25 protein-coding genes, 1 tRNA gene and 1 pseudogene are annotated in these 23113 nt (G+C 58.2%); 22 read left to right on the top strand and 5 right to left on the bottom strand.

Features of this window, described 5'->3' with window-relative positions; all coding sequences use genetic code 11:
- Positions 1–487 precede the first annotated feature (487 nt).
- The gene (locus L4G42_RS02275) at positions 488–913 is read left to right on the top strand and encodes an HIT domain-containing protein (protein WP_237253748.1); all 426 of its coding nucleotides are present in this window, start codon (positions 488–490) and stop codon (positions 911–913) included.
- A gap of 2 nt (positions 914–915) precedes the next feature.
- Complete coding sequence (locus tag L4G42_RS02270; protein ID WP_237259150.1) at positions 916–1122, top strand: SlyX family protein; 207 nt, start codon at positions 916–918, stop codon at positions 1120–1122.
- Between the two features lie 76 nt (positions 1123–1198).
- On the opposite strand, the gene L4G42_RS26185 is transcribed toward L4G42_RS02270, so the two are convergent.
- The gene (locus L4G42_RS26185) at positions 1199–1420 is read right to left on the bottom strand and encodes a cold shock domain-containing protein (RefSeq protein WP_004667445.1); all 222 of its coding nucleotides are present in this window, start codon (positions 1418–1420) and stop codon (positions 1199–1201) included.
- Positions 1421–1528: 108 nt separating this feature from the next.
- Positions 1529–1804, bottom strand: a pseudogene (locus tag L4G42_RS26180) (cold shock domain-containing protein membrane protein); the annotation flags it as partial.
- 426 nt (positions 1805–2230) lie between these two features.
- Here L4G42_RS26180 and L4G42_RS02260 point away from each other — a divergent pair.
- The 18 genes from L4G42_RS02260 to L4G42_RS02175 all read left to right on the top strand — a co-directional run bounded on the left by L4G42_RS02260 (position 2231) and on the right by L4G42_RS02175 (position 17014).
- Positions 2231–2704 (top strand): Dps family protein, encoded by a 474-nt coding sequence (locus L4G42_RS02260; protein WP_074893279.1) that lies wholly within the window; start codon positions 2231–2233, stop codon positions 2702–2704.
- A gap of 437 nt (positions 2705–3141) precedes the next feature.
- Entirely contained in the window at positions 3142–3489 is a 348-nt protein-coding gene (locus L4G42_RS02255; protein ID WP_237253746.1) for a ribbon-helix-helix domain-containing protein, read from the top strand.
- 262 nt (positions 3490–3751) lie between these two features.
- Positions 3752–5527, top strand: a complete 1776-nt coding sequence (gene aspS, locus L4G42_RS02250; RefSeq protein ID WP_237253745.1) for an aspartate--tRNA ligase — start codon at positions 3752–3754, stop codon at positions 5525–5527.
- A 138-nt stretch (positions 5528–5665) separates the two neighbouring features.
- Positions 5666–6412 carry a YebC/PmpR family DNA-binding transcriptional regulator gene (locus L4G42_RS02245; protein WP_237253744.1) on the top strand — a complete coding sequence of 249 codons (747 nt, stop codon included), beginning with the start codon at positions 5666–5668 and terminating at the stop codon, positions 6410–6412.
- A 124-nt stretch (positions 6413–6536) separates the two neighbouring features.
- Complete coding sequence (gene ruvC / locus L4G42_RS02240; RefSeq protein WP_065989739.1) at positions 6537–7061, top strand: crossover junction endodeoxyribonuclease RuvC; 525 nt, start codon at positions 6537–6539, stop codon at positions 7059–7061.
- Positions 7062–7122: 61 nt separating this feature from the next.
- Positions 7123–7731 carry a Holliday junction branch migration protein RuvA gene (gene ruvA / locus L4G42_RS02235; RefSeq protein WP_074893272.1) on the top strand — a complete coding sequence of 203 codons (609 nt, stop codon included), beginning with the start codon at positions 7123–7125 and terminating at the stop codon, positions 7729–7731.
- Positions 7732–8787, top strand: coding sequence for a Holliday junction branch migration DNA helicase RuvB (gene ruvB, locus L4G42_RS02230; protein ID WP_065989736.1), 1056 nt, complete (start codon positions 7732–7734; stop codon positions 8785–8787).
- A gap of 137 nt (positions 8788–8924) precedes the next feature.
- Positions 8925–9395: a tol-pal system-associated acyl-CoA thioesterase gene (gene ybgC, locus L4G42_RS02225; protein WP_237253743.1), complete on the top strand. Its 471-nt coding sequence runs from the start codon at positions 8925–8927 to the stop codon at positions 9393–9395.
- Entirely contained in the window at positions 9385–10080 is a 696-nt protein-coding gene (tolQ, locus tag L4G42_RS02220; protein ID WP_037014076.1) for a protein TolQ, read from the top strand. Before ybgC ends, tolQ begins: the two co-directional genes overlap by 11 nt.
- A gap of 14 nt (positions 10081–10094) precedes the next feature.
- On the top strand, positions 10095–10559 hold the full coding sequence (gene tolR / locus L4G42_RS02215) for a protein TolR (protein ID WP_037014073.1): 465 nt from the start codon (positions 10095–10097) through the stop codon (positions 10557–10559).
- The gene (tolA, locus tag L4G42_RS02210; RefSeq protein ID WP_133772815.1) at positions 10559–11650 is read left to right on the top strand and encodes a cell envelope integrity protein TolA; all 1092 of its coding nucleotides are present in this window, start codon (positions 10559–10561) and stop codon (positions 11648–11650) included. Before tolR ends, tolA begins: the two co-directional genes overlap by 1 nt.
- 17 nt (positions 11651–11667) lie before the next feature.
- Positions 11668–12948: a Tol-Pal system beta propeller repeat protein TolB gene (gene tolB / locus L4G42_RS02205; protein ID WP_172613050.1), complete on the top strand. Its 1281-nt coding sequence runs from the start codon at positions 11668–11670 to the stop codon at positions 12946–12948.
- Positions 12949–13001: 53 nt separating this feature from the next.
- On the top strand, positions 13002–13505 hold the full coding sequence (gene pal / locus L4G42_RS02200) for a peptidoglycan-associated lipoprotein Pal (protein WP_065989719.1): 504 nt from the start codon (positions 13002–13004) through the stop codon (positions 13503–13505).
- 6 nt (positions 13506–13511) lie between these two features.
- The gene (gene ybgF / locus L4G42_RS02195; protein ID WP_237259149.1) at positions 13512–14330 is read left to right on the top strand and encodes a tol-pal system protein YbgF; all 819 of its coding nucleotides are present in this window, start codon (positions 13512–13514) and stop codon (positions 14328–14330) included.
- A 179-nt stretch (positions 14331–14509) separates the two neighbouring features.
- Positions 14510–15157, top strand: a complete 648-nt coding sequence (queE, locus tag L4G42_RS02190; RefSeq protein ID WP_237253739.1) for a 7-carboxy-7-deazaguanine synthase QueE — start codon at positions 14510–14512, stop codon at positions 15155–15157.
- Positions 15158–15172: 15 nt separating this feature from the next.
- Positions 15173–15847, top strand: a complete 675-nt coding sequence (gene queC, locus L4G42_RS02185; protein ID WP_237253738.1) for a 7-cyano-7-deazaguanine synthase QueC — start codon at positions 15173–15175, stop codon at positions 15845–15847.
- 63 nt (positions 15848–15910) lie between these two features.
- A tRNA-Lys gene (locus L4G42_RS02180) sits at positions 15911–15986 on the top strand.
- 413 nt (positions 15987–16399) lie between these two features.
- Positions 16400–17014: an SGNH/GDSL hydrolase family protein gene (locus tag L4G42_RS02175; RefSeq protein ID WP_237253736.1), complete on the top strand. Its 615-nt coding sequence runs from the start codon at positions 16400–16402 to the stop codon at positions 17012–17014.
- A 186-nt stretch (positions 17015–17200) separates the two neighbouring features.
- Here L4G42_RS02175 and L4G42_RS02170 read toward each other — a convergent pair whose 3' ends face one another.
- The 3 genes from L4G42_RS02170 to L4G42_RS02160 all read right to left on the bottom strand — a co-directional run bounded on the left by L4G42_RS02170 (position 17201) and on the right by L4G42_RS02160 (position 20875).
- Positions 17201–17689 (bottom strand): GNAT family N-acetyltransferase, encoded by a 489-nt coding sequence (locus tag L4G42_RS02170; protein ID WP_237253735.1) that lies wholly within the window; start codon positions 17687–17689, stop codon positions 17201–17203.
- Complete coding sequence (locus L4G42_RS02165; protein ID WP_237253734.1) at positions 17686–19329, bottom strand: GMC family oxidoreductase; 1644 nt, start codon at positions 19327–19329, stop codon at positions 17686–17688. The genes L4G42_RS02170 and L4G42_RS02165 overlap by 4 nt, the downstream gene beginning before the upstream one ends.
- 73 nt (positions 19330–19402) lie before the next feature.
- Positions 19403–20875 (bottom strand): APC family permease, encoded by a 1473-nt coding sequence (locus L4G42_RS02160; protein WP_237253733.1) that lies wholly within the window; start codon positions 20873–20875, stop codon positions 19403–19405.
- 246 nt (positions 20876–21121) lie between these two features.
- Between L4G42_RS02160 and L4G42_RS02155 the strand changes: the two genes are divergently transcribed.
- Positions 21122–22153, top strand: a complete 1032-nt coding sequence (locus L4G42_RS02155; protein WP_237253732.1) for an SIS domain-containing protein — start codon at positions 21122–21124, stop codon at positions 22151–22153.
- Positions 22150–23070: an ROK family protein gene (locus L4G42_RS02150; protein ID WP_237253731.1), complete on the top strand. Its 921-nt coding sequence runs from the start codon at positions 22150–22152 to the stop codon at positions 23068–23070. Before L4G42_RS02155 ends, L4G42_RS02150 begins: the two co-directional genes overlap by 4 nt.
- Positions 23071–23113: the final 43 nt, after the last annotated feature.

Genomic DNA, 23113 nt, shown 5'->3' with positions numbered 1-23113 from the left:
AGAATAGCGCGGGCAAATGTCACTGACGTTACCTGTTACCCCTCGGGAGTGGGTAATTCGCGGATAGCTGTCACATATTCGCGCCTCATCTGGGTCCTTTTGGTGCGTCGTTCAGCAAAATTGCCTGCGTTTGGTTCTTCCAAACCGGATTCGGCGAGGTACCGGGCATCATGCCCGCAACGCCCCGCCCGAAAATTGTCTGTGAGGCCCGGATTGACTGGGGTCGCTTGGAACCCGGTGCTTGGTTTTGCCGGATCTGCGCCTGCGATCAGCTGCTTCATGAAAGTGCGTAACGTTTTTTTCGCGCATTCCTGGTGCGAGTCGGGCGTTTAGTGCTTACCGATCAACACCAGATCCGCAAAATGCCCTTAACCGCAGCGCCGGATGAATCATCCGGAATTCACGAGTATCCTTCCCGCTACCCAGGACTTCCTTATCGGGCCAGTGAATCGGCTCAATGAATTTAATCGGCGATCAGGAGTATTTTGTGTTTGTTCTAGATCCGCGCTTGCTGCAAGACACGCTAGCGATTGGCGACTTCCCGCTGTGCACGCTGCTGCTGTCCAATGATTCCAATTACCCATGGTTCATTCTGGTGCCGAAGCGTCCGGATATCAGTGAGGTGTTCCAACTGTCCGAAACGGAGCAGGCCCAGTTGTGGAAAGAAACCACCTACCTCTCGGCCGTACTTGATCGTACGTTTCAGGCAGACAAGATGAACGTTGCTGCGCTGGGTAATGTGGTCAATCAGCTGCATATGCACGTCATTGTTCGCCGTGTCGACGACGCGGCCTGGCCAGCCCCGGTGTGGGGCAGGCATCCCGCCAAGCCTTACTCGCGGGATGAGGTTGCCCGGATCACCACGCATCTGAAGTCCGGATTGACCGAAGCATTTACCTTTAAGGAGGACTGACCATGGATCTCGAATCGCGTGTCATGGAGCTGGAAAGTCGACTGGCCTTTCAGGACGATACGATTCAGACCCTCAACGATGTGTTGGTCGCCCAGCAGCGCAGTCTCGATCATCTGGAATTACAGATCGCCGCCCTGATCAAGCGTCAGGAGGAAATGGGCGGGCAGGGCGACGGCTTCGCTGAAGACTCGCGTCCGCCTCACTATTAAGAAAAAGAGAGCTAAGGGCAGGAATTTCAGCCAAAAAAAACCGCGCCTGTGAGCGCGGTTTTTTTATGCGGCGAAGTTAACGGCGCGGGAGCGCAGCGATGACGTCTTCCGCTTGCAGGCCTTTGTCGCGGTTCATCACCGAAAACTCGACGCGCTGGCCTTCGACCAGGACGCGGTGGCCTTCACCGCGGATGGCGCGAAAGTGCACGAAGATATCGTCGCCCGAATCCCGGGAAATGAATCCGAAGCCTTTGGATGTGTTGAACCACTTCACTGTGCCTGTATCGCGGTTGCCCAGATCCTGGGACTGAGCGGCAGGCGCAGGGGAGGACCTGTAGAAGCTGACCGCCAGGTGCAATGCCACGGCAATGACGACAGCGAGCAGGCCGACCAGAACGGCCGGCTGACCGGCAATGGTTTCAAGCGGAACGAGCAACGTGAGGATTTGAAGCACGACGGCCAGCACGAGCAAGCCGCTGACCAGGTTTTGCAGTTGATGACGTGGTCCTTTGTTCCAGTAAGGAATCACTGGCGCGAGCACCAGGTTGATGAGGCCGAAGAGCGCCAGGTACAGCGCATCCGGTTGGGACAGGTAAGAAGACAGCGCTTCACTACGCAGGCTGGGGATGAAAGACAGCAGCAGGGCAGCTGCGCCCGTTAGCAGGTGGACTATTTTCAACATTTCGATGACTCACATTAAGATGGATCACAAGGAAATAGCGGGTGACCTTCGGTACGCTTCGGGGAAAAAAGGGAGGCGTGATGCACGAGTGTCGGTCCTGCCTGTGCACTGCCGCCGGACGGCACTTTGGCGGCAGCGCGTCTGTATTTAACAGCAAAGCCGAGAGCGACTCAAATCAAGCGCTTAGCGCGCGTGTTGGCGGGTGATGGTGGCGGTATGTCGGTTTTTTTTGATTCCGGTCAAAGGCTCGTTACAGAGAGGCCGGGATAAACAAACCGTCACGCTGATCGTTGCTATTAAAGGAAGCGGGTCTGACTGCGGCCGCCGCGGCTCAACTAATCCCGACAGAAGGCTGCGGAGGGTCGATGGTCTTGATAGAGTGGTCGGCAGTCGTTTGAAAAAAACCATCATAGAAGAGGGCTGAACATGGCAATCGATATCGGCATCAGCGAGGAAGATCGCAAGTCCATCGTGGACGGTCTTTCCCGCCTGCTGGCAGACACCTACGTGTTGTATCTGAAAACCCATAACTTTCACTGGAACGTGACTGGCCCGGCTTTTCGTACGCTGCACCTGATGTTTGAAGAGCAATACAACGAACTGGCGCTGGCGGTGGATCAAATTGCCGAACGTATCCGCGCACTGGGCTTCCCGGCGCCGGGCACCTATTCGACCTACGCACGCTTGTCGTCGATCAAGGAAGAAGAGGGCGTACCCGCGGCCGAAGACATGATTCGTTCACTGGTTCAGGGTCAGGAAGCGGTCACCCGTACGGCCCGTGGCATTTTCCCGTTGCTGGACAAAGTGAGCGACGAGCCAACGGCGGACTTGCTGACCCAGCGCATGCAAGTGCATGAGAAAACGGCCTGGATGCTGCGCTCGATGCTGGAAGCTCAGTAATCAGAAGCATAGTAATCAACAGCTGATCAACGAAACACAGGCGCGGGCAACGTAATGAGTGCCCGCTCCGCACTGCTGTCACCCGCCGCGCACGACAATCCCCTCCTGATTCACCCTCTGTGTCACATCCTTCAGCTCACAACGCTCACCTGTAACACTCATTCGCCCTCTTTTTCCAAGTCACGCTGACTTCGGCGATCGGCTGAACGGGAAGAAATAAATCAGCAAAAAATACATATCTAATACCACGAGGAAGATAGGGTCTGGGCGGTTTGCTGGCTCTCGAAAATCACCCCTGCAGCGTGGTGATCTCCTACAGGTTCAGAGTGCTCGTTCTGATAGTTGCGCCCTTTGGAATACGGCTTGATAGACACCTCTTTTCAACTGATTACGAAGGTGCCGATGCCATATCCGTGATCGCAACGAGGGGGACCTGCATGGACCTGAATACTGCCCGAGAGGGATGGGAACCGACCCAGTGTCTGAACGCCCGGGGCGACCCGTTTATCGAAAATTTCAACATGAGCCTGGCCCAGCCGCACTCCAGATCGGTGAGGCTCAATGGGCTGGCTACATGCCTGCGACTTGAGGAGGTGTACTGGAATATTCTGTCCGAAATGGCACGATTCAACGATTGCTCCATCAACGCCGTGCTGTCGTACGTCGATCGCGAGGTTCACCTGCGTTACGGCGGCGTCAAGAACTTCAGCGGCCTGATCCGCGTCGTGTGCGTGGCGCACGTATTGAGTGCCGAGGGTCTGCGGTTGACGCCGTCCCCGACATGACCTGATTTCAGCGGGCCCGTTGCGGCGGGCCTGCATTCGCTGGCGGCACCGCGGCATCAACGCCGCGTGCCGACATCTTCTTGCCCGGTATCGGGCTGCGCGGCTGCACAGCGATGATTATCCCTATATAATCCCCCGCCTTACTGTGGGAGGCAGGAACTGACCGTCAGGTCGGACTGCATGCCAAAGCTTGCGCACCCTTGCACCGGCGACGGGCGAAAGCTCCATCGAATTCCGAATTACGAGAAGTGAACACACGATCATGATGCGCAGCCATTATTGCGGCCAACTGAACGAGAGCCTGGAAGGTCAGGAAATTACCCTTTGCGGATGGGTCCATCGCCGTCGCGACCACGGGGGGGTGATTTTCCTCGACATTCGCGATCGTGAAGGTCTGGCCCAAGTGGTTTTCGATCCGGATCGTGCTGACACCTTCGCCATCGCCGACCGTGTTCGCAGCGAATACGTGGTCAAGCTGACCGGTAAGGTGCGTGCGCGTCCCGCCGGCGCCGTCAACCCGAACATGGCGTCGGGCGCGATCGAAGTGCTGGGCTATGAGCTGGAAGTGCTCAACGAGTCGGAAACCCCGCCGTTCCCGCTCAACGAATACTCCGACGTCGGCGAAGAAACCCGCCTGCGTTATCGCTTCATCGACCTGCGTCGTCCGGAGATGGCTGAGAAGCTGCGTCTTCGCTCGCGCATCACCTCCAGCATCCGCGGCTTTCTGGATGGCAACGGCTTCCTCGATGTAGAGACGCCGATCCTCACTCGCGCCACACCGGAAGGCGCCCGTGATTACCTGGTCCCAAGCCGTACCCACCCAGGCAGCTTTTTTGCCCTGCCGCAGTCGCCTCAGCTGTTCAAACAGCTGCTGATGGTTGCCGGTTTCGACCGCTACTACCAGATCGCCAAGTGCTTCCGTGACGAAGACCTGCGTGCCGATCGTCAGCCTGAATTCACTCAGATCGACATCGAGACCAGCTTCCTCAACGAAGCCGACATCATGGGCATCACCGAGACCATGATCCGCAAGCTCTTCAAGGAAGTGCTGGATGTGGAGTTCGATGACTTCCCGCACATGACCTTCGAAGAAGCCATGCGCCGTTACGGTTCCGACAAGCCAGACCTGCGTAACCCGCTGGAACTCGTTGACGTTGCCGACCAGCTTCAGGCCGTTGATTTCAAAGTGTTCAGCGGTCCTGCAAACGATCCGAAGTGCCGTGTCACGGCGCTGCGCGTTCCCGGTGGCGCAAGCATGCCGCGCAGCAAGATCGACGAGTACACCAAGTTCGTCGGCATCTACGGCGCCAAAGGTCTGGCTTATATCAAGGTCAACGAGCGCGCCAAGGGCGTCGAAGGCCTGCAGTCCCCGATCGTCAAGAACATCCCGGAAGCCAACCTCAACGTGATCCTTGATCGCGTGGGTGCAGTGGACGGCGACATCGTGTTCTTCGGTGCCGACAAGTTCAAAATCGTCAGCGAAGCACTGGGCGCCCTGCGCATCAAGCTGGGCCACGACCTGAACCTGCTCACCTGCGAGTGGGCACCGATGTGGGTCGTCGACTTCCCGATGTTCGAAGAAAATGATGACGGCAGCTTCTCTGCGCTGCACCACCCGTTCACCGCGCCGAAATGCTCCCCTGAAGAGCTCGAAGCCAACCCTGCCACCGCGCTGTCCCGCGCGTACGACATGGTGCTGAACGGCACTGAGCTGGGCGGCGGGTCGATCCGTATTCACCGCAAGGAAATGCAGCAGGCCGTGTTCCGTCTGCTGGGTATTTCCGAAGACGAACAGCAAGAGAAGTTCGGCTTCCTGCTTGACGCACTGAAGTACGGCGCGCCGCCCCATGGTGGTCTGGCGTTCGGTCTGGATCGCCTGGTCATGCTGATGACCGGCGCTCAGTCCATTCGTGAAGTCATTGCCTTCCCGAAAACCCAGAGTGCTGCGGACGTGATGACTCAGGCGCCGGGCGTAGTTGATGCCAAGGCGCTGCGCGAGCTGCATATCCGCCTGCGCGAGACGCCGAAGGCCGAGTAAGCCGTGTAAACAAGGGCTCGGCGGACCGACCATTCGGTCCGCCCTGATTCCCGCCCATTTCGGGCACAGATTCGAGTGAAGCGTCTGCGTTTGAGCGATCAAGCGCGGGCGTGCGTGTTTCAAGGTTTGGAGCGTGTTATGGCTGGTCATTCCAAGTGGGCGAATATCAAGCACCGCAAAGAGCGTCAGGATGCCAAGAAAGGCAAGATCTTCACCAAGTGGATCCGCGAACTGACCGTCGCTGCCCGTCAGGGCGGTGCTGACCCGGCGTCGAACCCGCGTCTGCGTCTGGCGCAGGACAAGGCCCTCGGCGCGAACATGAGCCGCGACATCATCGACCGCGCCATCGCTCGCGGTGCCGGCGCCGCCGATGCCGATGACGTGGTCGAACTGGGTTATGAAGGCTACGGCCCCGGCGGCGTTGCGGTGATGGTCGAAACCATGACCGATAACCGCAACCGGACCGCGGCTGCCGTGCGCCATGCGTTCAGCAAATGCGGTGGCAATCTGGGGACTGACGGTTCGGTGTCTTATCTGTTCGAACGCAAGGGGCAGATATCCTTTGCATCGGGCGTGGATGAAGACGCGCTGATCGAAGCTGCCATGGAAGCGGACGCTGACGACGTGGTCAGCCACGAAGACGGCTCCATTGACGTGTTCACCTCGTTCTCCAGTTTCTATGCCGTGCGCAACGCGCTGGAAGCCTCTGGTTTCACGCCCGCCGATGCGGAAATCGTGATGCAGCCGAACACCAGTGCGGTGCTCGATCTGGAAATGGCGGAGAAGGTCCTTAAGCTGATCGATATGCTGGAAGACCTGGACGACGTGCAGAACGTCTATTCCAACGCAGAAATCCCGGACGAGGTGCTGGAGCAGCTCGGCTGACCGTTTGCCCGCTCGGACTTGAGGCCGGAGCGCACGAGGCGTTGATGATCAACGCTATCGGCCTCCGGCTTCTGCCTTTATGCTGCGTCCAATTGTTCGCGTTACCTCTCAAGCTGCAGGCGTTATGACTCTTATTTTAGGTATCGACCCCGGTTCGCGAATTACCGGCTTTGGCGTGGTGCGTGATACCGGGCGCGGCTGCGAGTACGTGGCCTCGGGCTGTATTCGCACGGGCACCGGCTTGCTCCATGAGCGGCTGCAGATCGTCTACCGCGGCGTGCGCGAAGTCATTCAGACGTACGGCCCGGTGACGATGGGCATTGAAAAAGTGTTCATGGCGCGCAACCCGGACTCGGCCTTGAAGCTGGGTCAGGCCCGCGGTGCCGCTATCGTTGCGGGCGCCGAAGAAGGGCTGGAGATCGCCGAGTACACCGCGACTCAGGTCAAGCAGGCCGTCGCAGGAACAGGCGGCGCCAACAAGGATCAGGTAATGATGATGGTCATGCATCTGCTCAAGCTGACCACCAAACCCCAGGTGGATGCGTCGGATGCACTGGCAATTGCCATGTGTCACGCGCATACCCGATCCAGCCTCATCCCTCACGGTCTCAATACCGCGCGCAGTCGTGGCGGTCGTCTGCGGCTCTGATGGCACTATTCGCGTTAGCACGGCCCGCCCCAGCGACGGGCATCTGGAAAGGATTTGATTCGTGATTGGACGTCTACGCGGTACGTTGGTCGAGAAGCAGCCGCCGCATCTGGTACTGGATGTCAACGGCGTGGGTTATGAAGTCGAAGTGCCCATGACCACGCTTTATCGCCTGCCTCATCTGGGCGAAACCGTGACGCTGCATATCCATCTGGTGGTCCGCGAGGACGCGCACCTGCTGTTCGGGTTCTACGAAAAGCGTGACCGCGAGATGTTCCGCGAGCTGATTCGCCTGAACGGTGTCGGGCCGAAACTGGCGCTGGCCCTGATGTCGACGCTGGAAGTGGACGAGTTGGTGCGCTGTGTCCAGGCGCAGGATACCTCCGCGCTAACCCGAGTCCCGGGCGTTGGCAAGAAGACCGCCGAACGTCTGTTGGTCGAACTGAAGGATCGCTTCAAGGCGTGGGATTCGTTGCCAGGCACCTTCGCGCTGGTGTCGGACGGGCCGGGGGCGCCGATTGCAGTGGCGACGGCCGAGTCGGACGCTGTCAGCGCGTTGATTTCCCTGGGCTACAAGCCCCAGGAGGCTAGCAAGGCAGTGACCGCGATAAAGGACAAGAATCTCAGCAGCGAAGACCTCATTCGCCGCGCACTTAAGGGGATGCTGTAAGTGATAGATGCCGACCGTCTGATCGCCGCCACCGGACGTGACCGTGACGAGCAACTGGACCGTGCGATCCGGCCGCTGAGTCTGGCCGACTACATCGGTCAGCCGACCGTGCGTGAGCAAATGGAGCTGTTCATCCAGGCGGCGCGCGGGCGCAGTGAAGCGCTGGACCACACGCTGATTTTCGGTCCGCCGGGCCTGGGTAAGACCACACTGGCGCATATCATCGCCCAGGAAATGGGCGTGTCGATCAAGAGCACCTCCGGCCCCGTGCTTGAGCGGCCGGGTGATCTTGCGGCGATTCTCACCAATCTTGAGCCGCACGACGTGCTGTTCATCGATGAAATCCACCGTCTGTCACCCATCGTCGAGGAAGTGCTGTACCCGGCGATGGAAGATTTCCAGCTGGATATCATGATCGGTGAAGGTCCTGCGGCGCGCTCCATCAAGCTCGATCTTCCTCCGTTCACGCTGGTTGGCGCGACCACCCGCGCGGGCATGCTGACCAATCCGCTACGTGACCGTTTCGGTATCGTGCAGCGTCTTGAGTTCTACAGCACCGCGGATCTGGCCACGATCGTGTCGCGCTCGGCGAAAATTCTCGGGCTGTACATTGAGGACGAAGGCGCATTCGAGATTGCCCGTCGTGCACGGGGAACGCCAAGGATCGCCAACCGGCTGCTGCGTCGGGTTCGGGATTTCGCCGAGGTACGCGCCAAGGGCGAGATCACCAAGGCGATCGCAGACCTCGCGCTGAACCTGCTGGACGTCGACGAACGCGGTTTTGATCATCAGGACCGGCGCTTGCTGCTGACGATGATCGAGAAGTTCGATGGCGGGCCGGTCGGGGTGGATAACCTTGCGGCGGCCATCAGCGAAGAACGACACACAATTGAGGACGTGCTGGAGCCCTATTTGATTCAGCAAGGCTATATGATGCGCACACCTCGCGGCCGCATGGTCACGCGGCATGCGTATCTGCACTTCGGTCTGAACATTCCTTCGCGAATGGGCGACCGGGCGGTGATGGATGAACCGGTCGAAGACCCTGACGAATAAATGCACGATCAACCGATTTATTCGGGTGTTTGATGGTCTGACGGGCAGTCACCGCAACGTGATGTGGCGCGGGCAGTAAAAACGATGGAAAACAGTTGCCTGGCCGGATTGGCAACCTGAGGAGTAAGCACTAGAGTATGCGCGCGCAAAACGGGGCTCAGTCGTTCGCACATCGTTGTCGCGTTTATTACGAGGACACCGATGCCGGCGGCATCGTTTACTACGTCAACTACCTGAAATTCATGGAGCGGGCTCGAACCGAGCGACTGCGGGAACTGGGCTTTGCCCAATCCGCAATGGCGGGTATCGAGAACCTGTTGTTCGTCGTGCATTCAAGCGAGGCTCGGTACCACAAGCCCGCGCGGCTGGACGACGAACTGCTGATCAGCGCCGAAGTAATCGAATTGAACCGCGCCAGCCTGCGCTTTCAGCAACAGGTCAGGCGGGCTGCGGATAATGTGCTGCTCTGCGAAGGGCAGTTTTTGGTGGCGTGTGTGCGCGCCGACAGTTTGAAACCCCGGGCCATTCCCGAAGCTCTGCGCACGGCCTTTGCCGGGCAGGGCGGCGCGGGTACACATTCAGAGCAGGAGATACAGCGTGGAAGCTAACGTCGTCGACCATTCCTCCATGTGGAGTTTGGTCAGCAATGCCAGCGTGGTTGTGCAGTTGGTGATGCTGATCCTGGTGGCCGCCTCGGTCACCTCGTGGATCATGATTTTTCAGCGCAGCGCCATGCTGCGCGCCGGGCGTCGGGCATTGGACAGCTTCGAGGAGCGCTTCTGGTCAGGTATCGATCTGTCCAAGCTCTACCGTCAGGCCGGCAGCAACCCGGACCCGGACTCCGGCGTAGAGCAGATCTTCCGCGCGGGCTTCAAGGAATTCTCCCGTCTTCGTCAGCAGGCTGGGGTTGATCCGGACGCGGTCATGGAGGGTGTTGCACGTGCCATGCGCGTCGCGATCTCCCGTGAAGAAGAAAAACTCGAGCAGAGCCTGCCATTCCTGGCAACCGTGGGTTCCACCAGCCCGTACATCGGTCTGTTCGGTACCGTGTGGGGGATCATGAACTCCTTCCGCGGCCTGGCCACTGCGCAGCAAGCCACTCTGGCCACCGTTGCACCGGGTATCGCCGAAGCGCTGATCGCCACCGCCATCGGCCTGTTCGCAGCAATCCCTGCGGTCATCGCTTACAACCGTTTCGCCGCTCGTGGCGAGAACCTGATCGGTCGTTACTACACATTCGCCGACGAGTTCCAGGCGATCCTGCACCGTAAAGTGCACACCAGCGAAGAATAAGCAGGTATTTCCCAATGGCTTTAATCGCTCGCGGCCGACGCAACAAGCGCAAGCCGGTCGCCGAAATGAACGTGGTGCCGTACATCGACGTGATGCTGGTGCTGCTGGTCATCTTCATGGTGACGGCTCCGATGATCAACCAGGGCGTGAAAGTTGATCTGCCCAAGGTCTCCAGCGAGGCTTTGCCGCAGGACAACAACAATCAGGTCCTGACGATCTCGATCAAGGCTGACAAGACCTACTACTGGAACCTTGGCAGCGAAGTCGACACCGACAAGCAAATGGACAAGGCGATGACCTTGCCGCAACTGACCAGCGCAGTGACCAAAATCATTGCGGCCGGTCGTGACGCGGGCAAGCAGACTCAAGTGTTTATCCGTGGCGACAAAACCGTCGACTACGGCGCCGTTATGGGCACGATGGGCGGGTTGCAGAAGGCCGGGGTCGGGAACGTTGGTTTGATTACCGAGGCCCCCTGATGCAGCCGATTCGAGAGCCGTCCGCCTCGGAAAGCTACTTCTGGCCGTCCGTCTGGGCGGTGGGACTGCACGTCCTGATTTTTGGTTTGTTGTTCGTCAGCTTCGCAATGACGCCCGAGCTTCCTGAAGCCAGGCCGATCGTTCAGGCGACGCTCTATCAGTTGAAATCAAAAAGTCAGGCAACCACCCAGACCAACCAGAAGCTTGCCGGTGAGGCGAAGAAATCCGCTGCGCGACAAACCGAAGTCGAGCAGATGGAGCAGAAAAAAGTTGAGCAAGAGGCGGTGAAGGCGGCGGAACAAAAGAAAGCCGATGCCGCTCAAAAAGCCGAAGAACAAAAGGCTGAGGAAGCGAAGAAAGCCGACGACGCCAAAAAAGCCGATGACGCTAAAAAAGCTGCGGACGACGCCAAGAAAGCCGAAGCCAAAAAAGCGGATGACGCGAAGAAAACCGCTGAAGAGAAACAATTGGCTGATATAGCCAAGAAGAAAGCCGAAGACGACGCGAAGAAGAAAGCCGAGGAAGACGCCAAGCGCGCGGCCGCCGAGGAAGCCAAGAAACAGGCTGCCGAGGACGCGAAGAAGCAGGCTGCAGACGACGCCAAGAAAAAGGCTGCCGAAGACGCGAAGAAAAAAGCGGCTGAGGATGCCAAGAAGAAGTCGACCGAGGACGCGAAGAAGAAAGCCCAGGACGCGGCTCGCAAATCGGCGGAAGACAAAAAGGCGCAGGCACTGGCCGATCTGCTTTCCGACAAGCCGGAACGTCAACAGGCGCTGGCCGATGAGCGTGGCGACGAAGTGGCCGGCAGCTTCGATGACTTGATTCGCTCTCGGGCGGCTGAAGGCTGGGCACGTCCACCTTCTGCGCGCAAGGGCATGACAGTCGTTTTGCAGATCAATATGTTGCCGGACGGCACCGTGACTTCGGTCAACGTGAGCAAGTCCAGCGGCGATGGTCCATTCGACAGTTCAGCAGTAGCGGCGGTCAAGAATATTGGTCGTTTGACAGAGATGCAGGGGATGAAGCCTTCGGACTTCGCACCTTACCGTTCATTCAAAATGACATTCACACCTGAGGACCTAGCCTTGTGATTAACCTTCTTCGAGGAATGCTTGTCGTTCTGTGTTGTGCAGCGGGTTTCGCCGCTGCCGACGAAAAGAACATTCTGGTAACAAGCGGCAGTGACCGCGCCACCCCTATCGCGGTCGTGCCGTTTGGCCTGCAAGGCGGCAGCGTGCTGCCGGAAGACATGGCCAAGATCATTGGCAACGACCTGCAGAACTCGGGCTACTACTCGCCGATTCCAAAGGAAAACATGATCAGCCAGCCGAGCCAGGCCAGCGAAGTCATCTTCCGTGACTGGAAAGCGCTGGGTGCCCAGTACGTCATGGTCGGTAGCATCGTGCCTTCGGGCGGTCGCCTTCAGGTTCAGTACGCGTTGTTCAACGTGGCCACAGAGCAACAGGTTTTGACCGGCAACGTTTCGGGCACCGCCGACCAGCTGCGTGACATGTCGCACTACATCGCCGACCAGTCCTTCGAGAAGCTGACCGGCATTAAGGGCGCGTTTTCGACCCGCATGCTGTACGTGACCGCCGAACGTTTCTCGACTGACAACACGCGCTACACCCTCCAGCGTTCGGACTACGACGGCGCCCGCGCGGTGACCCTGCTGCAATCCCGTGAGCCGATCCTGTCGCCACGCTTCGCGCCAGACGGCAAGCGTATTGCCTATGTGTCGTTTGAGCAGAAGCGTCCGCGCATCTTCGTTCAGCACATCGACACCGGTCGTCGCGAGCAGATCACCAACTTCGAAGGCCTGAACGGCGCCCCTGCCTGGTCCCCGGACGGCAGCAAGCTGGCCATGGTCTTGTCGAAAGATGGCAACCCGGAAATCTATGTGATGAATCTGGCGTCGCGTCAATTGTCGCGAGTGACCAACGATTCCTCCATTGATACAGAACCGTTCTTCGGCAAAGACGGCTCCACGCTTTATTTCACGTCTGACCGCGGCGGCAAGCCACAAATCTATAAAACCAATATTAATGGCGGAGGGGCAGAGCGCGTTACTTTCATCGGTAACTACAATGCCAACCCTAAGTTATCGGCGGATGAAAAGACTCTGGTGATGATCCATCGTCAAGATGGCTTCACCAACTTCAAGGTTGCAGCTCAGGATTTGCAGCGCGGTAGCGTAAAAATCCTCACAGACAGCAACCTTGATGAGTCGCCTACTGTTGCGCCTAACGGCACCATGGTAATCTACGCCACCCGCCAGCAGGGCCGGGGAGTCTTGATGCTCGTGTCCATTAATGGACGCGTAAGGCTCCCGCTTCCTACCGCTCAAGGCGAAGTCAGAGAACCTTCCTGGTCCCCTTACCTGAACTGACGCGGCGCTTTACGTTGTACTTAACACACTTGGGGTTCATTAGGAGTTTTACGATGGAAATGCTGAAGTTTGGTAAATTTGCTGCGCTGGCTCTGGCCATGGCTGTAGCTGTAGGTTGCTCGTCCAAAGGCGGCGACAACGCCGGTGCTGGCGGCGCTGCTGTAGATCCTAACGCTGGTTACGGCGCTAACTCTGGCGCTGTTGATGGCAGCCTGAGCGAAGAAGCTGCTCTGCGCGCTATCACCACTTTCTACTTCGAATACGACAGTTCTGACCTGAAACCAGAGGCCATGCGCGCTCTGGACGTTCACGCCAAAGACCTGAAAGCCAACGGCGCTCGCGTAGTTCTGGAAGGCAACACTGACGAACGCGGTACTCGCGAATACAACTTGGCACTGGGCGAGCGTCGTGCGAAAGCCGTTCAACGCTACCTGGTTCTGCAAGGCGTTTCGCCAGCTCAGCTGGAACTCGTTTCCTACGGCGAAGAGCGTCCAGTTGCTACCGGTAACGACGAGCAATCGTGGGCTCAAAACCGTCGCGTCGAACTGCGTAAGTAATTTGACATGCGAACGTGCCGACGTGCTCTAACCGTTTTGGCTCTCACCCTTCCTCTTGCAGCGATGGGTGCGGTTCCTGTGGTCGATGACAACTCTGGCTCTGCTGGTAGCAGTTATCCGCCATCGGGTTATGGTACGTCTGGCGCCTACGCCGGAGGTGCGGCTACGGCCGCGCCTTCGGCGCAAGGTCAGCTGTTCATGCAATTGCAGCAAATGCAGGACGAAATTTCGCGCTTGCGCGGAATAGTGGAAGTCCAGCAGAACGATATCCAGCAGATGAAGCAAGAAGCGCTGGATCGCTACAAAGATCTCGACTCCCGTATCGGAGCTGGCGGCGCATCGGCCCCATCAGCTGCCAACAATTCTGCTTCCGACGGCGGCACAAATGCCGGCGGAGCACCCGTGTCACCAGCCGCTCAAGCGCCTCAGGCGAGCAGCGAGCCCGGTGACCCAGCGAAAGAAAAGCTCTATTACGACGCTGCTTTCGACTTGATCAAAGCGAAGGATTTCGACAAGGCCAGTCAGGCATTTGCGGCATTCCTGCGCAAATACCCGAACAGCCAGTACGCGGGCAATGCTCAATACTGGTTGGGCGAAGTGAATCTGGCCAAGGGCGACCTTCAAGGTGCCGGTCAGGCCTTTGCGAAGGTCAGTCAGCTTTACCCAAAGCACGCCAAAGTGCCTGATTCCCTGTACAAGCTGGCGGACGTCGAACGTCGCCTGGGTCACACCGACAAAGTGAAGGGCATCCTTCAGCAAGTCGTTGCTCAGTATCCGGGTACTTCAGCCGCTCAGCTGGCTCAACGGGACCTGCAGCGCCTCTGATTGCTATTCAATCTGACCACTGATTCAAGAAAGCCGCGCATTGCGCGGCTTTCTTCGTTAGAATTCCGCCCCCGAAATTCCGGTATTGATTACGCTTCTGTGGATTCTGCGTGTGCAGGGTGTACAGAAGTGCCTGACGGAGGCGGATGGCCTGTTTAGCCGTTACGCCCGTGGCCCCTATGCAAGACACATTACGCATCACCGAAGTTTTCTACTCTTTACAGGGTGAAACGCGCACGGCAGGCTTGCCTACCGTTTTCGTGCGACTCACCGGCTGTCCATTGCGTTGCGGTTATTGCGACAGCGAATACGCCTTCACTGGCGGAACCGTCCAGACCCTAGACTCGTTGATGGAGCAGGTTGCGAGCTACCGCCCGCGCTATGTCTGCGTCACAGGCGGCGAGCCCCTGGCTCAGCCGAACGCCATTCCATTGCTTCAGCGGCTGTGTGACGCGGGTTACGAGGTTTCTCTGGAGACCAGCGGCGCGCTGGACATCTCGAAGGTCGATGCGCGCGTCAGCCGCGTCGTTGATCTGAAAACCCCGGGCTCGAAGGAAGTGGCGCGCAATCGCTATGAAAATATCGACCTGCTCACGGCCAACGATCAGATCAAATTCGTCATTTGTTCGCGGGAAGACTACGACTGGGCCGTTTCGAAGATCATTCAGTACGGTCTGGATCGTCGGGCCGGCGAAGTTCTGTTTTCCCCTGTCCACCGCGATCTCAACGTCAGAGACCTGGCCGACTGGATCGTTGCCGACAACCTCCCGGTGCGTCTGCAGTTGCAGTTGCATAAAATCCTCTGGAACGACGAGCCGGGGCGCTGAATGAGTGAGCAATCGATGACTGAGAAAAGAGCGGTAATCCTGCTGTCTGGCGGGCTGGATTCGGCCACTGTGGTGGCGATGGCCAAGGCCGATGGCTTCAGTTGCTACACCATGAGCTTCGACTACGGCCAACGGCATCGTGCCGAGTTGCAGGCAGCGGAGCGTGTAGCGGCCGATATGGGCGTGGTCGAACACAAGGTTATCGGCCTTAATCTCAACGGCATTGGCGGCTCCGCACTGACTGATAGCAGCATCGCGGTACCGGAAACGCCAGGCGAAGGCATACCAGTGACGTACGTACCGGCGCGTAACACCGTTTTCCTCTCTCTCGCACTGGGCTGGGCCGAAGTGCTCGGTGCCCGGGACATCTTCATTGGTGTCAACGCCGTGGATTACTCCGGGTATCCGGATTGCCGACCGGAATTTGTCGAGTCGTTCGAGCGCATGGCCAATCTCGGCACCAAGGCTGGCGTTGAAGGGCAGGGCTTCACGATACAGGCGCCGCTGCAGATGCTGAGCAAGGCCGATATCGTCAAAACCGGTACCCGTCTGGGTGTGGATTACGGGTTGACGGTTTCCTGCTATCAGGCCGACGAGCAGGGACGTGCGTGCGGAAAATGCGACAGCTGCCGCCTGCGCGCTGAGGGCTTCGCGGCGGCCGGCGTGACGGACCCGACGCGTTATTTTTAAATTATTTTCGCTTGGGTGTTGAATTACTGTGAAATATCAGTAATATACGCGCCACAACGAAGCGGGTCGTTAGCTCAGTTGGTAGAGCAGTTGGCTTTTAACCAATTGGTCGTAGGTTCGAATCCCACACGACCCACCATTTCGAAAATCTGGAAGGCCCATGAAAATGCGGATTTCCAGATTTTTTTTTGCCTGTAAGGCAGTGGGGCGCGAGTCCTGAGGGCGGATCTAGCTTTCGCCGAACGTACAGACATGCAGCCGTCTGGGGCGAACGTTAGTTTCGAGTTGACGTGATGTCAATATTGATCGGCGTGCTGACAGGGACGAAGGCCTGCGGCGGGCCAGCACCTGGCCCTGCATTACGGCCAGGCGCCATTACCCAACCAGCACGCCACTAGTTATGAGCAGGTGTATAAGGGTATTGCAGGTGAGCCCGGGCCGGGTGGTCTGAACTATGCCCAAGGCGGAGCACGGACCAACAGCGCGTACTCCTAACTATCTCAAGAGCCGGAGGGAACACCTATTTCGGCAACCGTGCAACTGCAGCACTACTTGAAAGAGCATCAGCGATTCACACCCGATCAATTGGTTACCCTGTACATCGGCACAAACGACGTTGCTTACGATTACGACCTTGGAAACAGTCCTGCTCTGGCAAAGCAATTGCGCGCTAACCAGATGCCTTCAGCGCAGGTGATGCGCGAACAAACCCTGAGGGTGGAAACCGCGGCGCAGGACACGGCGGCACTGACCCAGCAAATCCTTGACCAGGGCGCCAAGCGATTGTTGGTATTCAAGCTGGTGGATATGGGCCATTTGCCTTGGTTTCGGTCAGCGGCAAGCCAGCAGTTCGCATCTACCCTGAGTGCTGCCTTCAACCGCAAGCTGATCGCCAGTTTGCCCGATGATCCGGCGTTGCTAATTATTGATCCCCAGCGCTTTATCGACGAAACCCTTGGCAGTCCCGGCCGGTTCGGAATCACCCACGGCGCCCATGAAGATGCGTGCCGGGATGACGATCAGGATTACTGCTATCCCACGACGTTGAAGAGTATGGATGCCGATCAGACCTATCTTTTTGCGGCAGGGGAACACATGACCACGCGCGCAAATGCGTTACTTGCCCAATATGTGCTCACGCAGTTGAACGCAAGCGCGCTTAAGTAAGCCGGACACTCCAGGCGATGTGTTTACTGTCGCCGCCCTCTCAATATTCAGCCGGGAATGATCCTGGCTGAATCGCTGCGCACTTAGGACGTTCTCGGCTTCCCATTCACTGGCCGTAGCGTCCTGTTCATGACTGCACAGTTTGCTGCAGCCCGTCAGTTAAAAAGGGAGTGCATATAAACGTTTCTATCGATGGGTCGGTGGTTGAACCGGCGCAAGCATGAAAACTTCTGTTCCTGAGTACAGCCCCTCTATCGTCGCCACTGTGGTGGCACCCAGCACTTGCTGATACAAGCTTTGGGCTTGATTGTCTGCCCGGGTTGATATCAGGATGTTCTGCACCGTTTGCCCTGAGTGACGAAGTCGCGCGACAAGCTGGTCGAGGGAATCTTTGATGAGTCGAGCCCCGAGTCCCTGGCGCTGCCACGCAGCGCAGATTGCGATCTGATCCAGCTCCAAGGTGACGAGAGCACGGAGACCGGATTTCTGTGCCCAAAACGCGTAACCACGGATATTGCCGTCGATCAGCAGAACGAACGCAAGCAAGCGTGGCGCGGCTGCCAGGGTGGCTATGACCCACTGTTTCGAATCGCGCTGCCGACTGAAGGCTTGGGCGTGGAGGCTGGCAACGGCCTCCAGGTCGCCGTCAATGGCGGCGCGCACGCAGACGTTCATTGAGCGACCTGCTCCTTGGCGTGAGCCGGCATTGAAGCAAGGTCGGAATGAGTCATGTCTGCTGCTATTTTCTCTGCAACCATGATGATGGGCGCGTTGATGTTGGCCGTTGGGACTTTCGGCAGAATCGAGCCATCAACGATACGCAGCCGTTGCACGCCATGCACAAGACCCTTGCTGTCGGTCACTGCAAAATCATCGTTACCCATGCGGCAGGTGCTGGTGGGGTGATGCTCGGTGTTGGCGACTTGGCGCAACCAGACGGCCAATTCGGCATCCGAGGTCTTGAGGGTCGGGGTTTCCACCGCGCCACTGCGGTACGCAGCCCACGCGGGCTGCTCGACCATCTGTAAGGTCTTGCGGATACCATTAACCATCTGTGTCACGTCGCGAGCGTCAGTCAGGTAGTTGAAGCGGATGATCGGCTTGTGCTGTGGATTGGCCGACCGCAGCGCGATGCTGCCTCGGCTGTGCGGGCGCATCTGGCTGACGAAGTACTGAAACCCATCGGCGATATGCACCTTCCCGGACTGGAAGTCGGCCAGAAAAGGCAGAAACTCATGCTGCATGTTGAAGTAATCAACGTCGTCGCTGCTCTTGAAAAATGATCCCACTTCAAAAAAAGGCGTGGCGCCCAGCCCGGTTTTGAAGAGCGACCATTGAATGCCCAGTTTCAGCCGGCCGAGTGTGCCGAGCTGCCTGGATATCGACACGCCGGCCGGTGAGGTAAAGCGCAGCGGTGCGACAACGTGATCCTGTAAGTCAGCGCCTACACCGGGCAAGTGCACCGCGCACTCAATGCCGTGGCCGGCCAGTGCAGTGCGTTCGCCGATACCTGACAACATGAGCAGTTGTGGCGATCCAATGGTGCCCGCGCACAAGACGACTTCGCGTGCGGCATGCAGAACCTTCTGCTCGCCCTTGTGCGTGAGGGTAACGCCGGTGGCCACCTTGTTTTCAAGATTGACGCGCTCTACCAGACACTCGGTAAGTACAGTCAGGTTGGGACGGCGAATGGCCGGTTTCAAATAGGCAAGGCTCGTGCTGCAGCGCACGCCGTCACGAATGGTTGCCTGGGTCACATGCACGCCTTCCTGGCTCCCACTGTTGTAATCGCCTGCGTCGGCCAATCCGAACTCTTGGCCGGCCTTGAGAAAGGATTGATATAGAGGGTGATCCGCTTTACTGCGAGTGACGGTGATCGGGCCGTCGCCCCCTCGCGCGGGGTCCCGGCCGCTTTCGAAACTCTCCATCTTGCGAAAGTACGGCAGGCAGTCGTCGAAATCCCAACCTTCGACACCCAGCTGTCGCCAACTGTCGTAGTCGTGACGACTGCCACGTACGTAAACCATGCCATTGATTGACGAACTGCCGCCCAGGCAGCGACCGCGTGCCTGGCCGATGGTACGGCCATGCAGTTCCGGTTCTGGCTCGCTTTCGAACTTCCAGTTGAACACATCGCTTTCGATGGGAAAGGTCAGCGCCGCAGGCATCTGAATAAAGATGCTTTTATCGCTGGGGCCTGCCTCTATGAGACACACTGTAACGGCAGGGTCAGTGCTCAGTCGGTTGGCCAGCACACACCCAGCGGAGCCTGCCCCGACGATGACGTAATCGTATTCGTGCACGTTATTAAGCATCTTTTGGAACCTAGTCTGGAGCTAATGACTTGAGCCCGCTCGGCGTTGAGCCAAGCGGCATTTCAGTGAGCAATCAAGAGTCCTGAAGAGCGCTGGGTGTCAACCTGTTAGCCGGCGCGGCCGAAGCGTCTTCGACGACATATCGTGAGAGCGTCTGCCATTGGGTGCGGCGACCACGCTTGAGCTGCACCAGGCGCCAGAGACCGAGCACCGTCAGGATGATAAATGCCACCGGTGCATAACTGACCGGCGGATCCGGCAGGGGAACCAGTGAGTAATACAGCACGCAAAACAGTGCGAGAGTGGAAATGATCGGGAACACGATATGCACCAGCACGTTCAGCTCTTTGCGCATCACGGTGGTGAAGAACCGCGCCACCCCGATGTTGCCCATGAAGTACACGAACACGTAAATGATCGTGGCGAGCGTCGCAAGCATGAAAAACGCCTGATCGGGTTTCATTAAAGAACCACCGATCAGGGCGACAGCCAATGCCAGGCCGGTCTGCGCCTTGATCGCGTTGTGGGGCGTGCGGTGTACCGGATGGATACTCTTCAGCCAGCCGGGGATAGCTTCGGCACGGGCCATGGCATACCAGTTGCGGGTTGAGTCGACAGTGCAGGCGATACACACCGCAATACCGGAGTTGAGCAATGCCAGCAGGATCAGAATCCAGCCGTTGCCCCACAACCGGTGGGCGACGGCAAAGGCGGGGCTGTCAGCGGACGAGGCCAGAGAGTCCAGGTGGGCAATGCCCCAGCCGGTCTGGATACCCCAGGCACAGAACACGTAATACACGCCCAGCAAAATCAGCGAGCCGATGATTGCCTGCGGTATGACCTTGCGGGGGTTACGCGCCTCCTCGGCCACCGCCGCCGCGCCTTCCCAGCCGGTAAAGGCGAAGATCGATAACACCACCGCCAGGAAGAATCCATGGGCACTGGTGCTGTTTGCCGGGTTGAAACCTGCCAGGCTGACGCCGCCTTCTCCAGGAGAGAGCAGCCCACCCACCGCCAATGCTGCCACGATCAGCATTTCTACCACCGACAATACGGTAAGCATTTTTCCCGAAGTCTTGATCCCCTTGTAAGCGATCCAGCCCACGACCAAAAGGATGACCGCAGCAATCAGCTGCCAAGGAATGTCGATTCCATAGTTCTGGGAGATTTCCGTCTGCAGGACAAAACCGGTGTAGGCGGCCAGCCCGCCCGGTATCAATGCGACGATCCATGAGTAAAGCCATCCGACCATGAAACCGGCGCTCGGACCCACCGTCGCGCTTACATAGGTATAAAAGCCGCCGGCCGAAGGGAAATGCTTGCCCAGCTGAGCCAGCGATATGGCCACGATCAGCCCGATAATGAACGCTGCGATATAAGCCGAAGGTGCGCCTAATCCAGCTTGCTGGGTATTGAATGCGATAGTGGTTAGCACCCCTACGGCAGGTGCTATCTGCGCGATGCTTTGCATCAATACCGTCACCAGCCCCACCGAGTTGCTTTGCAATCCGGTAGTCGGTGAAGTGTGCGGGTGATCGTCGTTCATCGAAATCTCCTCTTTTTGTTATCGCGTCAGGTATCGATCGGTTTCACTGAGGAGCGGCAGACTCAGCCGTGCCTCGGATAGCCTGAGTATCAATGCGCGAATACGTGCAGTCAATACCTGAATTCGTGTAAAAAATCGTCCGTCTGTGCGCTAGTTAATGAAAAAAACGGTCATTAAACGAGCATTGACTGCACGATATCGTGCATGTAGCCTTTGCGCACATTCCAACTCAGCGGAGCCTCCTCAATGCCTTTCAGTCCAAGCCCTTATGAACTCGATATCAACGACCAGATCGTCGCGCTCGACGCCCAGTTGTCCTATTCGCTACCTGCGCAACTGAGCGCACTGGATCTGGGCAGTTATGACCGCATCGTCTTGACCGGCATGGGCTCTTCGGATTACACCGCGTTGCCGATCGAACGCGATCTGCTGGCTCGGGGTTATCCGGTGTGGCGAATTGACGCCGGTCGCTTGCTGGATTTTCCACAACTGATCACGTCGAGCACTTTGCTTTGGGTGACTTCACAGTCGGGCATGAGCGGTGAAGTAGTCTCTTTGCTGGCGCAATTGACTGGCCAGCGCCAACCGAAAACCTTGATCGGGGTGACCAATGACGAGGAAAGCACTTTGGCCCGTGCTGCCGATATCCTCGTCGCGTTGAAGTCGGGTAGCGAGGCGACAGTCAGTTCAAAAAGCTATATCAACACATTGGTCGTGCAGTACCGAATTGCCTTGGCCTTGCTGGGCGAAGACGAAGCCCCGCTGCTGGCAGCGCTTCGGACATTCCGCGAGCCGATGGCACACCTGATCGCAAACCAGGCAGCGGTTCAGCAATTGGTCGATCAAGCCTTCGATAATGGCGAACCACGGCTGGCGCTGGTCGGTATCGGTGCTGACGGTGCAACAGCCATGACCGGCGCGCTGATCCTAAAGGAGGCCTGTAAGGTCATGGCCGAAGGTTATTTAAGTGGTGAGTTTCGCCATGGCCCACTGGAAACCTCTGGCCCGGGAATGCTGGCGCTGCTGATGGGCGATGGGAGCGACGGCACCCTGCAAGTACTCGCCAAGGACCTTAGGGCAAACGGCACAACGGTCGTGACACTGGGACCGCAGGCTTATGCCGACAGCCAGTTGCTCGCCAGCGAAGGCCAGCATGAGCTGTTACGACTGATCAGTGGCATCCTGCATATCCAGCACTTCACCGTCAGCATCGCCCGCGCCCGCGGTTTGGTGCCGGGTCAGTTTCTGTACGGCAAGAAGATTACGGTGACTCTATGACTGCGGCGGGCGAGGGCGGCCTTCGCGCTGGCATCGATATTGGCGGTACCGGTCTGCGTCTGGTAATGCTGCAGGCCGGCCGCGAAGTGGCAGCCGTCACCTTGCCCACGGCTACGTTCGAGCGCTACGCCAGGGCTGATCGGCCCGGACAACTGGCGCGCTACATTTTGCAGTTGCTTCCCGCTCGCAGCCATCTGCTATCGCTGGGCATCGGTGCCAGCGGGCCGGTGGATATGGCCCGTGGAGTAATCGAAAATCCAGGCACCTTGCCGGTATTTTCCGGGTTTGCGCTGGTTGCTCCATTACGTGAGCAACTGCAAATTCCCGTCGCCATTGACAATGACGCAGTAACTGCGGCATTGGGTGAGTTTCACCTTGGTGCAGGGGTAGGCAGCCAGCGACTGCTTACTGTGACCTTGGGCACGGGCGTCGGCGTGGCGCTGTTGGTCAATGGGCAACCATGGCGCGCAGTCGACGGTTCCCACCCGGAAGGCGGGCATATTCCTGTGAGCGATGACCTTCATCAGTGCTACTGCGGACTGAGTGGCTGCTGGGAAACGCTGGCCTCGCGCAGCTGGTTGCAAACGCAGTTGGCGACGCTGCTGCCCGATGTCGCCTACGAGCGGCAAGATCTGGCATTTTTCCAGGCGCGTGCCGCAGATGATGTGAAGGTTCGCGAGCTGTTCGAACAATATGGGCGCCAGGTCGGGCGCGGTCTCAACAGTCTGGCGATGCTTTACGGGCCGGACCTGATCGTGCTGGGCGGCAGTGCTGCCCGGCTTTATCCTCTTTATGAAGCGTCCTTGCGCGGGTCAGTGCGGCGCAAGGCGGGCTTCGAACTCAACATGCCCATCGTCCCTTCATCGATTGGCGATGCTGCCGGTGCCCTGGGAGCTGCATTGCTGCCGACGCTGTGAGGCATTTTGCGTTCACTGGGTGAACTCGTTACTCTTTGCACAC

The sequence above is a fragment of the Pseudomonas petrae genome, from assembly GCF_021728295.1.
Lineage (GTDB): Bacteria > Pseudomonadota > Gammaproteobacteria > Pseudomonadales > Pseudomonadaceae > Aquipseudomonas > Aquipseudomonas petrae.
The sequence above is the reverse complement of the archived record's forward strand: the minus strand, read 5'-3'. Positions and strand labels throughout refer to the sequence as shown.